The 12,222-nt window shown below is 60.0% G+C and carries 10 protein-coding genes; 6 read left to right on the top strand and 4 right to left on the bottom strand.

The genetic code is table 11. The features are described 5' to 3' along the window. The first annotated feature begins 52 nt into the window (after positions 1–52). The 6 genes from rsfS to AC1DNK_RS11065 all read left to right on the top strand — a co-directional run bounded on the left by rsfS (position 53) and on the right by AC1DNK_RS11065 (position 5,776). Entirely contained in the window at positions 53–499 is a 447-nt protein-coding gene (rsfS, locus tag AC1DNK_RS11090; protein WP_112385950.1) for a ribosome silencing factor, read from the top strand. A gap of 118 nt (positions 500–617) precedes the next feature. Further along, positions 618–1,100, top strand: a complete 483-nt coding sequence (rlmH, locus tag AC1DNK_RS11085; RefSeq protein WP_112517861.1) for a 23S rRNA (pseudouridine(1915)-N(3))-methyltransferase RlmH — start codon at positions 618–620, stop codon at positions 1,098–1,100. A gap of 129 nt (positions 1,101–1,229) precedes the next feature. Further along, entirely contained in the window at positions 1,230–2,645 is a 1,416-nt protein-coding gene (locus AC1DNK_RS11080) for a murein hydrolase activator EnvC family protein (protein ID WP_477941403.1), read from the top strand. Beyond that, on the top strand, positions 2,635–3,957 hold the full coding sequence (locus AC1DNK_RS11075; protein ID WP_112385952.1) for a S41 family peptidase: 1,323 nt from the start codon (positions 2,635–2,637) through the stop codon (positions 3,955–3,957). The genes AC1DNK_RS11080 and AC1DNK_RS11075 overlap by 11 nt, the downstream gene beginning before the upstream one ends. Before the next feature lie 79 nt (positions 3,958–4,036). Further along, a complete protein-coding gene (locus AC1DNK_RS11070; RefSeq protein WP_477941062.1) occupies positions 4,037–5,233 on the top strand; it encodes a divergent polysaccharide deacetylase family protein in 1,197 nt (398 codons plus the stop codon). Between the two features lie 9 nt (positions 5,234–5,242). Continuing rightward, complete coding sequence (locus AC1DNK_RS11065) at positions 5,243–5,776, top strand: RNA pyrophosphohydrolase (RefSeq protein ID WP_477941060.1); 534 nt, start codon at positions 5,243–5,245, stop codon at positions 5,774–5,776. A gap of 606 nt (positions 5,777–6,382) precedes the next feature. On the opposite strand, the gene bfr is transcribed toward AC1DNK_RS11065, so the two are convergent. From bfr to AC1DNK_RS11045, 4 genes are all read right to left on the bottom strand, one after another. Beyond that, positions 6,383–6,874, bottom strand: coding sequence for a bacterioferritin (gene bfr, locus AC1DNK_RS11060; protein ID WP_148194370.1), 492 nt, complete (start codon positions 6,872–6,874; stop codon positions 6,383–6,385). Further along, a complete protein-coding gene (locus AC1DNK_RS11055; protein WP_477941059.1) occupies positions 6,840–7,232 on the bottom strand; it encodes a (2Fe-2S)-binding protein in 393 nt (130 codons plus the stop codon). Before AC1DNK_RS11055 ends, bfr begins: the two co-directional genes overlap by 35 nt. 91 nt (positions 7,233–7,323) lie before the next feature. Next, positions 7,324–10,779 carry an error-prone DNA polymerase gene (locus tag AC1DNK_RS11050; protein ID WP_477941058.1) on the bottom strand — a complete coding sequence of 1,152 codons (3,456 nt, stop codon included), beginning with the start codon at positions 10,777–10,779 and terminating at the stop codon, positions 7,324–7,326. Then, positions 10,776–12,215, bottom strand: coding sequence for a Y-family DNA polymerase (locus AC1DNK_RS11045; protein ID WP_477941402.1), 1,440 nt, complete (start codon positions 12,213–12,215; stop codon positions 10,776–10,778). The genes AC1DNK_RS11050 and AC1DNK_RS11045 overlap by 4 nt, the downstream gene beginning before the upstream one ends. Between the last annotated feature and the right edge of the window lie 7 nt (positions 12,216–12,222).

Below are 12,222 nucleotides of genomic sequence, written 5' to 3'. Positions count from 1 at the left end.
AATTGTTTGATGCCTATCTCAACTATGATTTGGAACGACCAAATCAGTTGATGTGCATGTCTGTTATTCCAGGAAAGGGAAAGCACTGACAACAGTACACGCCAAGGGAAGAACGCTCGCCGTTATCCCGAAGAGCCCGGAACGTGGCGCCGATGCCGCTGCCCGCGCCCTGCAAGCCGTCCTCGTGAGCCTCGAGGACTCGAAAGCTGAAGATATCGTCACCATCGACATTGCTGGGAAATCTGCGCTGGGCGACCATATGGTCGTTGTCTCAGGGCGATCGACCCGTCATGTTATGGCGATTGCAGACCATCTCCTCTCCGACCTCAAGGACGACGGCTTCGGTGCCGCGCGTGTCGAAGGCCAGGATGCAGGCGATTGGATCCTGATCGACACCGGCGATATCATCGTGCACGTTTTCCGCCCCGAAATCCGCGAGTTCTACAACATCGAAAAGATGTGGGCTGCGCCGGACCTGGACGAGGAAACGCTGCACTAACTGGCGCCACGCCTTCACCGGCGCCTGAGACGCGGCATGCAAGCAAGGCCGGAAACATTGGACACCGGCCAGCAGGCCGGTTTTGCGTTCTTCGGAATGCTGAACAGGAGCGGGTGAGATGCGTATTGGTCTTTTTGCCGTGGGGCGGCTCAAATCCGGCCCGGAGAAGGATCTTGCGGCCCGTTATTTCGACCGTTTTTCCAAGGCGGGCCCGGCGGTCGGCCTCGAATTCTCCCGTGTTGCCGAAGTGGCCGAAAGCCGCGCCTCGAATGCCGAAACGCGCAAGCGCGAGGAGGCGGGGATGCTTTTGAAGACCCTTCCCGAAGGTGGCGTCCTCATTCTGCTCGACGAGCGCGGCAAGGCGCTCGACAGCGAGGCCTTCGCCAACACCCTCGGCACCTATCGCGACAATGGCAAACGCGATCTGACGATTGCCATCGGCGGCGCCGACGGGCTGGATCCGGCGCTCTACGACAGGGCCGACATGACGCTCTGTCTCGGCAAGATGACATGGCCTCACCAGATCGTCCGCACCCTGATAGCCGAGCAGCTCTACCGCGCCGTTACCATTCTTTCCGGGCATCCCTATCACCGCGTCTGAGAGTCACGCAGCCGTGTTATCAGGCATGCCGATCTTTCTGGTCAAAGCCGCCAAATCAGCTTAGTCTCCGCGCGATTTTGAGAGTTGCCCCGAACACGCATGACAAGAAGCGCCCGCAAGCGAACGAGCCTGATTTTGCCTCTGCTTGCGGCTGGCATTGCTGCGGCAAATCCACCTTCCGGCTCGTTGATCGAGGCGCAGGCACAGGACGCGCCCGTCCAGAATGTGCAGGACGCCGCCCCCGCTGCCGCAGCACCGTCTCCGCAGGCCGTCACGCCACCGCCGGACCCCGCAGCCGAGCTGGCGAGGAAGCGCGATGAGACTCGCGCAGAGCTCGATGCGCTATCGAAGACGATCAATCTTTCGTCAGATAAAGTGAACGAGCTTGAGAAGAGCATCGCCGATCTCGACAAGAGCAGTTCGAGCATCCGTCAGGCACTGATCGATTCCGCCGCCCGCCGCAAGACGCTGGAAAAGCAGATCCTCGACAGCGAGAAGAAGCTCGCCGATCTGGGCGTCAAGGAAGATGGCATCCGCCGCTCACTGCACGACCGCCGCGGACTGCTTGCGGAAGTACTGGCGGCCCTTCAGCGCATGGGCCGCAACCCGCCACCGGCGCTGCTGGTCACTCCCGACGACGCCCTCGCTTCGGTTCGCAGCGCCATCCTGCTCGGTGCTGTCGTGCCGGGAATGCGCAAGGAAACCGATAGGTTGGCGGCCGATCTCAACAATCTCGCAGCTCTGCAGACCGCAAGCGCCAAGGAGCGCGCCGGTCTGACGGCGACGATGACCAACAGCATCGAGGAGGAGCGCCGTATGGATCTCCTGCTCGCCGAAAACGACAAGCACAGCCGCAGCAGCGCTGCCGAACTCGACGCCGAAAAGAAGCGCTCGGAGGAGTTGGCAGGAAAGGCGACGACGCTGGAAGGCCTCGTCGCCTCGATGGAATCGGAAATCTCTTCCGTGCGCGAAGCTGCCCAAGCGGCACGGCGCGAAGAGGAAAATCGCAAGCTCCTGACCGACGAGCAGCGGGCCCAGGCGAAGGCCCTGGCGGACAGCGGAGTGCCCGATAAAAACCGCATTGCGCCCGCATATCCGTTCGGAGAATTGAAAGCGAAATTGGAGCTGCCCGTAGCGGGCGATATTCTGCGTCAGTTTGGCGATGCCGACGGCACCGGCCACGAGGCGATGGGCATGACGCTGGCGACCAATCCGGACTCGGTGGTCACCGCACCTGCCGACGGACTGGTGGTTTTTGCCGGCGCTTTCCGCAGCTACGGCCAGATGATCATTCTCGATACAGGCGACGGATACCACCTCGTTCTATCCGGCATGGATACGATCAGCGCCCGCCAGGGCAAGTTCGTTTTTGCCGGTGAGCCGCTTGCGGCAATGGGCGCGAAAAGAGTGGCAAGCGCGACAGCATTGGCGCTGGAAACAGACCGGCCAACGCTTTACATTGAATTTCGAAAGGACGGTAAACCGGTCGATTCCCGGCCGTGGTGGACCGCCAAAGACACTGGAAAGGCACGCAATGATTCGTAGGGCTTCTCTTGTTCTGGTCGGCGCATTGATGGGTGCGACCGCGATGAGCGTCATTTATTCGGCCGGCGTGCCTGCCGAGGCGGCCGGTGCTTCCACCTACAAGGAGCTATCGGTCTTCGGCGATGTCTTCGAACGTGTCCGCGCCCAATACGTGACGCCGCCGGCTGAAGACAAGCTGATCGAAAATGCCATCAACGGCATGCTCTCCTCGCTCGACCCGCATTCCAGCTACATGAATGCCAAGGACGCCGAGGATATGAGCACCCAGACGAAGGGTGAGTTCGGCGGCCTCGGCATCGAAGTGACGATGGAAGACGAACTCGTCAAGGTCATCACGCCGATCGACGACACGCCTGCTGCCAAGGCCGGTGTTCTCGCCGGTGACTATATTTCCGAGATCGATGGCCAGTCCGTTCGAGGCCTCAAGCTCGAGGACGCCGTCGAAAAGATGCGCGGCGCCATCAACACCCCGATCAAGCTGACACTGATCCGCAAGGGCGCCGACAAGCCGATCGAACTGACGATCGTTCGCGATGTCGTTGCCGTCCAGGCCGTGAAGTCCCGCGTGGAGGATGATGTTGGCTATCTGCGCATCATCTCCTTCACCGAGAAGACCTATCCGGATCTCGAGAAGGCGATCACCAAGATCAAGGAAACCGTTCCTGCCGACAAGCTCAAGGGTTATGTCCTCGACCTGCGTCTTAACCCGGGCGGTCTGCTCGATCAGGCGATCAAGGTATCGGACGCCCTGCTGCAGCGCGGCGAGGTGGTGTCCACCCGCGGCCGCAATCCGGATGAAACCCGCCGCTTCAATGCCGGCCCGGGCGACCTGACGGATGGCAAGCCGGTTGTCGTGCTGATCAATGGCGGTTCGGCCTCGGCTTCGGAAATCGTAGCCGGCGCCCTGCAGGATCTGCGCCGCGCGACCATCCTTGGCACCCGTTCCTTCGGCAAGGGATCCGTCCAGACGATCATCCCGCTGGGCGAAAACGGCGCGCTGCGCCTGACAACGGCGCTCTACTATACGCCATCGGGCCGCTCGATCCAGGGCACCGGCATCACGCCTGATATCAAGGTCGAAGAGCCGCTTCCTGATGATCTGAAGGGCAAGATGGTAACCGAGGGCGAATCCAGCCTGCGCGGCCACATCAAGGGCCAGAGCGAGACGGATGAAGGCTCGGGCTCGGTCGCCTATGTGCCGCCGGATCCGAAGGACGACGTCCAGCTGAACTACGCACTTGATCTGCTGCGCGGCAAGAAGACCGATCCGGCCTTCCCGCCGAACCCGGACAAGGCGGTTTCCGCAAAGTAATTGAGAAAATGCATCAGGCCGGAGTAACATCCGGCCTGATGATTCTGACTGTTTCCCGGTTTTGGGGCGGGCGAGGAAATTGGGAACGGATTTGCATGCACCACTCGGCCAGAACCGTAAACCTGGCCCGAAGCGGCCAGGTATCCTGCGGATCGGCCGGATCATCGCCAGCCTTTGCCTGATCGGCATCGGCGGCTTTTCCCTCTATACGGCAATGCGCGATGACGGTCTGCAACAGCCGAAACCGGCGCCCGAAACGCAAGCCGCTTCACCCGCCACAGATGCGGTCCCGACACCAGCGACACCGGATCAATCGGCTGCCAACGGCATGACACGCTCCGATCCGCACTCCGGCGCCAATGTCGAGAAAATGGTGACGGGTGACGGCTCTGTCGTCACCAAATACAGCCCACGCCCGCGTGACGGCGACGGCCCGGCTCTGATCGACGCGACCCAGGTCGGTCAGGATCCGCGCATGGCCGCCATGCCGAATGACAGCCTTCTGGAAGACTCGCCCTTCGGCCGTCTGCCTATTGTCGGGCCGGATGGCCGGAGGCCGATGGATCAATATGCGCGGCCCTGGTCCGGCGCCCGCGGCACTCGGATTGCCATTGTCGTCAGCGGCCTCGGTCTCAGCCAGACGGGCACGCAGCGCGCCATCAAGGAACTCCCCGAGGAAATCACCTTCGCCTTCGCAGCCAGCGGCAACAGCCTGCAGCGCTGGATGCAGGACGCACGGCGAGGCGGGCACGAAATCCTCATGCAGGTGCCGCTAGAACCATTTGATTACCCGGCAAACGATCCGGGTCCGGAAACGCTGCTGACATCGAAATCGCCCGCCAAAAACGTCGAAAACCTGCACCGCGCCATGGGCGAGATCACCAATTACACCGGCATCATGAATTATCAGGGCGGCCGCTTCCTCTCCAATCCGGATGCGATGGAGCCCGTGATGCGTGATATAGGCAAGCGCGGCCTGCTGTTTCTCGATGACGGCTCCTCGGCACAATCGAAGACCGAAGCCGTCGCCAGGGGAACTGAACTCCCCTATGCATTTGCCGATCTACAGCTTGACGGCCAGCTCGATGTCAACGCCATCATGCAGAAACTCGACGAACTCGAACGCATCGCCAAGCGCAATGGCCAGGCGATCGGCGTTGCCTCTGCCTTCGACGAGAGCATTGACGCCATCTCCAAGTGGAGCGAAGAAGCCGCCATGCGCGGCATCGAGATCGTCGGTGTCGCCGCGCTGGCAAACGACCCGAAAAAGCCCTGAGGAAACCTGATGACCAAGGCGCCGATCACCGCAGACGAACTGCCCTACCGCCCCTGCGTGGGCGTGATGATCCTCAATCGCGAGGGGTTGGTTTGGGCAGGGCGGCGCATTCCGATCGGCAATTCAGAATATGACGGCTCGGCGCAGCTCTGGCAGATGCCGCAGGGCGGCATCGACAAGGGCGAGGACCCGCTGGAGGCTGCCTACCGCGAGCTCTATGAGGAAACTGGCATGAAGACTGTCTCCCTGCTCGGCGAGGCGAAGGATTGGATCAATTACGACCTGCCGTCGCACCTGATCGGCATCGGCCTGAAGGGCAAGTTCCGCGGCCAGACACAACGCTGGTTTGCCTTCCGCTTCGAAGGCGACGACAGCGAGATCGCCATCAACTCGCCGCCGGGCGGCCATGAGCCGGAATTCGATGCCTGGGAATGGAAGCCGATGGCCGACCTGCCGGATCTGATCGTGACCTTCAAGCGCAAGGTCTATGAACAGGTCGTAGCGGAATTCTCGCATCTCGCAGGATTGAAGGCCGCGGAATAAGCAGTTCATGCCGCGCAATGCCTTTCAGGTGAATTCGCTTGTGCTGGGCAGGGTGCAATCCACCGCGCTCATTACGAGGATCGCAACGGCGCCGAGGAAGGCTTGGAACGACCTGCCGCTGCGCCTTATCGACACGGTCTGAAAAGGCAAGTTTCGCGGCCGATGCAGCGCGGTTTGCCTTCCGCCTCAGAGGTGACGACAGCGAAATCGCCACCAACCCGCCGCCGGGCGCCGATGAGCCAGAATTCGATCCGGGGAATGAAAGCCGATGACCGGCCTGCCGGAACTGATCGGGCCTTCAAGCGCAAGGCTACGAACGGGTCATAGCCGAATTCTCGCATCTGGCAGGATTGGTCGCGGAATAGGGAACACAGGCCGCGCAATGCTTCTCAGGAGGATTCGCCTGTGCCGGCAGCGGTGCGACACACCCCGCTCATCGCCACGATCGCGGCAGCGCGGAAACATAAAGGGCGTCGACAATCTGATGGAAACCCGTTGCAGCTCCAGCAAAGCCTATGAGTATCACGGCCGAGAAGTAGCAAACCCCGCCAGAAGCTGGCGGGGCTGGTCATTATCCGATAGCCGCCCTCGCGGCCATTGCTGAGGTCAGTGGCCTTCCGCGTCGTTGGCGGAATCGGCATTCAGCTGGCCATACTTGGCTTCGCCGATCTTTCCGAGCAGTTCGAGCTGCGTCTCGAGGAAGTCGATATGGCCTTCCTCGTCCATCAGCAGCTCTTCGAACAGCTTCATGGAGACGTAGTCGCCGGCGTCATGACAGATGTCGCGGGATTTCTTGTAGGCCGTGCGGGCGTCATATTCGCCGGCAAGATCAGCTTCCAGCACTTCCTTGACGTTCTGGCCGATGCGAAGCGGCGCCAGCGTCTGGAGGTTGGGATGGCCTTCAAGGAAGATGATGCGGGCAACGAGACGGTCCGCATGATGCATCTCTTCGATGGATTCAGCACGTTCCTTCTTGGCAAGCTTGGTGTAGCCCCAATCTTCGAGAAGGCGGTAGTGAACCCAATACTGGTTGACTGCACCGAGTTCGAGGAACAGTGCCTCGTTAAGCCGCTCGATGACTTTTTTGTCGCCTTTCAATGTCCGCTCTCCTGTTTTCTTCATGGAAATTCTTCAGGCGGGACATGAAATCAAATATTTCGTCTTCCGTCGAGTGGCGACGGGCGTGATAGTCCTCGGTGGTCTGGATGATGATATCGACGACATTGGGGAAGCAACCGCAGCAGCGGCCGCGTTTCTCCATGGCGTGATAGACTTTCGCAGGCACGATCAGCTGCCAACAGTCCTCATCGAGAAGGCTGTTGATAACCTCCCGGATTTCTTTGTCGGTTATGTAATTGCAGCTGCAGACGAGCACGTCATCATTCCAAACATGACATTCATTATCGTGTTTTCTGCTAAAGAAGATGGTGGCTGTCAAGAAAAAATCGACACCCATAAACCGTCGTCGAAGACCCAAAATGTCACATCGGCGTGAGCAAAAGGCAGCGCTCCGGCATATCGATTTGTTCTTACAGGATTTTCCGGCTTCAATGGAAATTGCGCCCTCGCGGCATCACTTTTGCAGTTTCTCCGGTGGCTGGCTCCCGCGTCCGGTCGAGCATGCGTTTTTCCAAGGCCGCCCTTTCGAGATTGGTCATGATCCTCTTCTGCCGCTGATCGACAGTGGGACGTAACGCTTCATCCGATCGGTCGCTGGCGCCGAAACGCCGCGCTTCCTGCTGCAGAATACCGAGAGCCGGCGTCATGTCCTCGATATGCTCGACCACGGTATGGATCACACCGCTCTGGCTCTGAAGCTTCCCGCGGATCTTTACCAGACGCGCACCCATGACGATGGCACGATACTTCTCGAAAATCGCTGGCCAGACGATGGCATTGGCCACCCCTGTCTCATCCTCCAGCGTCATGAAGACGACGCCCTTGGCAGAGCCCGGACGCTGACGGACAAGGACGAGGCCGGCAATCGTCACCCGCCTGCAATTCTCGACCTGCAGCAGGTCGACATTGCGCCAGATGCCAGCCTTGCTGAATTCCTCGCGCAGGAACGAGACGGGATGCGCCTTCAGCGACAGGGACAGATAGCGGTAATCTTCGATGACCTGCTCTCCAGGCAGCATTTCAGGCAGGTTTGTCTCCGGCTCGATCTGAAGATCATCTTCAGCAGCGCGCTCGAACAGCGGCAACCTCTCCGCTGCGCTCTGCGCATCCAGAGCCCGAACAGCCCAGAGTGCCTCCCGGCGCGAAAGTCCGATGGACCCGAAGGCATCGGCATCGGCAAGCCGCTCGATATCGGTTTTCTTCAGGCCCGATCGCCGCCAGAGATCGTGGATCGAACGATAGCCCCCGTCACGCTGCGCCACCAGTCTCCGCATCGCATCTTCAGAAAGGCCTTTTATCTGCCGGAATCCAAGGCGCACGGCCCGCTTGGATCGAATGACGCTGCGCATCGCGGCATGACGAAAATCGATCCGCCGCCGATCAAAAACCGCCGCCTCCAAGAGACAATCCCAATCCGAGCGATTGATATCGGCTTCGCGGATCTCGACACCATGCTCTCGCGCATCGCGCACCAGCTGCGCCGGTGCATAGAAACCCATCGGCTGCGAGTTCAGCATCGCCGCGCAAAAGACGTCAGGATAGTAAGCCTTCATCCACGAGGAGGCGTAAACGAGCAGGGCAAAGGAGGCCGCATGGCTTTCGGGGAAGCCGTACTCCCCAAAACCCTTGATCTGGTTGAAGCACTGCTCTGCAAATTCCTTGGGATATTTCTTGGCAACCATTCCATCGATGAACCGGCTCTCGAACCCTCCGATCGTGCCGGTCCTTTTGAACGTCGCCATGGCTCGCCGCAGCTTGTCGGCTTCAGCCGGTTTGAAGCCCGCCGCGGTAATGGCGATCTGCATCGCCTGTTCCTGAAACAGTGGAACGCCGAGTGTCCTCTCCAGCACCGGTTTCAGTTCTTCGCTAGGATACTTGATCTTGACGCCGCTTTTGAACTGCTCGCGCCGCTTGAGATAGGGATGCACCATATTGCCTTGGATCGGCCCCGGCCGGACGATCGCCACTTCGATGACGAGATCATAGAACCGGTCCGGCTTCAGCCGCGGCAGCATGCTCATCTGCGCCCGGCTCTCGATCTGGAAGACACCGAGCGTATCGGCCCGGCACATCATCTCATAGACGGGCCTGCCCTCATCGCCATGTTCCCTGTTGCCGAGATCGGCAAGGGTCTTCCTGACCTCATAGTGATCCTCAAGAAGCGTGAAAGCCTTTCGCATGCAGGTCAGCATGCCGAGTGCCAGGACATCCACTTTCAGTATCCGGACATTGTCCAGGTCATCCTTGTCCCACTCGATCATGTAGCGGCCGGGCATCGCCGTTTTCATGATCGGCACGATTTCGTCGAGCCGGTCACGCGTGATGACGAAGCCGCCGACATGCTGGGTCAGGTGCCGCGGAAAGGACAGAAGCTCGGAGGCATATTGCAGCACATTCCGGGTCATCGGATCGAACATGTCGAGACCGGCAGCCTTCGCCTCGCGCTCGGATAGGCTATCGTCCGACCATCCCCAGACCAGGCTACCAATTGCAGACTGCACGTCTTCGGAAAGCCCGAAAGCCTTCGCCACTTCGCGCCCTGCCGAGCGCGTCCGGTAGGTGGTCACCCCCGCCGTCAACCCGGCGTGGTTTCGTCCATAGGCCTCGTAGATGAACTGGATGACCTCTTCGCGCCTGTCATGCTCGAAGTCGACATCGATATCCGGTGGCTCATCGCGATCCATGGAAATGAACCGGTCGAAGAGCAGGATGCTCTTGGCTGGATCGACTTCCGTGATCTCCAGACAATAGCAGATGACCGAATTGGCCGCCGAGCCTCGTCCCTGGCAGAGGATATTCTTCTCGTAGCGTGCGTAATGAACGATCCTGTGAACCGTCAGAAAGTAGGCCGCATAGTCTTTCTGTCTGACCAGATCGAGCTCGTAGTCGATCTGGTCCTGGATTTTTTCCGGCACCGCTTCTGGATGATACCGCTTGATCGCGCCCGCCCGCGTCAGCCGGTCCAGCGTCTCATATGCCGTTTCCCCAGGCGCATTTTCTGTCGGATAATTATGGCTGATCTCGTCCAGGGAAAATTCCAGCCCGGCAAAGAACCTGCCGGTATTCTCGATCGCCTCGGGATAGTTTCTGAAGAGCCGCGACATTTCCCTGTTGTCTTTGAGATAACGTTCGGCGTTCGGAGCGAGAAGAAAGCCAGCCTTGGGGATCGCCACGTGCTCGCGAATGGCCGTCACGACATCGGACAGGGGTCTGCGGGTTCTGTCGTGATAGAGGGCCTGATTGGTTGCGATCAAAGGGACGCGGTTTTCCGCCGCGACATTCGAGAAGGTCGCGAACGTCAGCGCATCATGGCCGTTGTAGGCAGGGGTCAGCGCCAGAAACAGGTTTGTACCAAACCGGTCTTTCAGGCGCCCGAGGCAATCCGAAAACTGACCTCTGCAGGCAGAGGCATTCAGAATGGCGGAGGAAGGAACGGCCGCCAGCATCATGCAGTCGCCCCATTCCATCAGATCCGCTTCTTCCAGCAGACACGTTCCCTTGACAGCGCCTTCCTTCAGGTTTCCAGCGCTCAGAAGCCGGCAGAGATGCGCCCAGCCCTGCCGGTTTTTGGGATAGGCCAGGATCTCAGGCGTCTGATCGCAAAAGACCAGACGCGCACCTGGCTGGAAAGGAACGGGCTCCAGAATGTCTTCCGCCTTCTCATCCTTTTCCAGCTTGCCGGCCAGCTTCCGCTCATATTTGCCGCGAAAAACCTTCGTCTGGGCATAGGCGCGCACAACGCCCGCGACCGAATTCCGGTCAGCGATCCCAATACCGGAAAGGCCGAGAATGGCCGCCTGAGTGACGATCTCCTCGGGCCTGGAAGCCCCTTCCAGGAAGGAAAAGTTCGTTCTGGCGCCGATTTCGAAAAAGGCCGGTGTCATGCGAAAACTCCATGCATGAACCATTGCGGCATATCCGGTCCGTAGTGACCTTCGCGATAGATCCAGAAGCGATAGCCTTGCTCGTCCTCGACGCTGAAATAATCACGCTCCTTGGCATCCACACCATCGATCCACCATTCCATGGCGATCCGCTCCGGCCCTTCGCTTTTCAGGATGCGGTGCCGGATACGCCGCCAGCGAAAATACGCCGGAGCTCCGTCAGGCACCTCGGCAGCAAAAGCCTCCATCGGTTCGGGCATGGCAAGCAGGCGAACGGGTCTATCGCCCCTTGCCATCGGAGCGGCCGGCTCCCGGGGCGATTTGTTCAAGGTCTCGATCGCCGGAACGGCAAAGACTGCACGTTCCGGAACGTGACTTTCACGCTGTTCAAAACGGATCAGGCATTCCTCGCCAAGACGGGCCGAAACCTTGTCCACGAACCCGGCAAGCGAGATCGCCGTCTGCCGTTCTCCCTCGAAATCATCCTGTTCGTTTTGGAAGTTTTCATGCCTGAGAACATTGATCCGCAGGATCTCGAAACCATAGCCGGCATCGAGATCATCATGAATTGCCGTCAGCCGCTCGCAGAACAGGCTGGCAATGCGCTGCGGATCACGCAACGGCCGGGAGGTACCGGCAGAAATTCGAAAGACGCAGCCATCCACCCGGAACAACACCAGTTCGAAGACCCTTCCGCCGATGCCTTGCGTCTCAAGCGAAGGCTGCAACGCATGCGCAACCTGACCTGCAAGAAGAAGAATGTCCTCTTCGGCCGTAATCGCCTCGGCAAGCCGCCGCTCCGCCGAAAGGCTGGCAATAGGCAGGCGGGGAGAAACGGGCTCCTCATCCAGGCCCAGCGCCTGATCAAGCCGCAAAAGAACAAGTGCGCCGAAGCGGCGGGTGAGCGGCGCGCGTGGCGCCTGCATGAGATCGCCGATATAGCGGAGGCCGAGTTTCTGAAGGGCTGCAACGACAGGCGCATCGAGGCGGAGCGCGGTGACCGGCAGAGGTTCGAGAACAGCACCCGCCTCATCCTCGGCAATCACCCCGCCTTCGCCAAAACGGCTGACGGCCCAGGATAGCCCGGGCGACGAGGAAATCGCACCACCCACATCCAGGCCCATCTGATGGAGCCGCAAGAGGATATCCTTCAGCATCGCCCTTTCGCCGCCGAAAAGATGAGAGCATCCTGTAATATCGAGAAACAGCCCGTCCTTGCCGTCGAGGGCGACCAGCGGCGTGTAGCGGTCGCACCAGTCGGCGATCGCATCCAGCAAGCGCCGGTCGGCAGCAGCATCCTCCTCGATGACGTCGATGACCGGGTGAATGGCGCGGGCTTCGGCAACGCCAAGCCCTTTCCTGAGGCCGAGTTTTTCCGCCTTTTCGTCCAGCGCCGTCAGCCGCATCGTATTGTCGGACCGGCCCGAGCAGACGATCGGCGCC

It is taken from the genome of Rhizobium sp. 01N424 (assembly GCF_056399485.1).
This window is presented reverse-complemented; position numbering and strand designations above follow the sequence as displayed.

Bases quoted from the DNA above. Each gene is read 5' to 3' on its own strand.
- rlmH (WP_112517861.1), top strand. From the start codon at position 618: ATGCGTATTGGTCTTTTTGCCGTGGGGCGGCTCAAATCCGGCCCGGAG.
- AC1DNK_RS11075 (WP_112385952.1), top strand. From the start codon at position 2,635: ATGATTCGTAGGGCTTCTCTTGTTCTGGTCGGCGCATTGATGGGTGCG.
- AC1DNK_RS11065 (WP_477941060.1), top strand. From the start codon at position 5,243: ATGACCAAGGCGCCGATCACCGCAGACGAACTGCCCTACCGCCCCTGC.
- AC1DNK_RS11055 (WP_477941059.1), bottom strand. From the start codon at position 7,232: ATGGGTGTCGATTTTTTCTTGACAGCCACCATCTTCTTTAGCAGAAAA.
- AC1DNK_RS11050 (WP_477941058.1), bottom strand. From the start codon at position 10,779: ATGACACCGGCCTTTTTCGAAATCGGCGCCAGAACGAACTTTTCCTTC.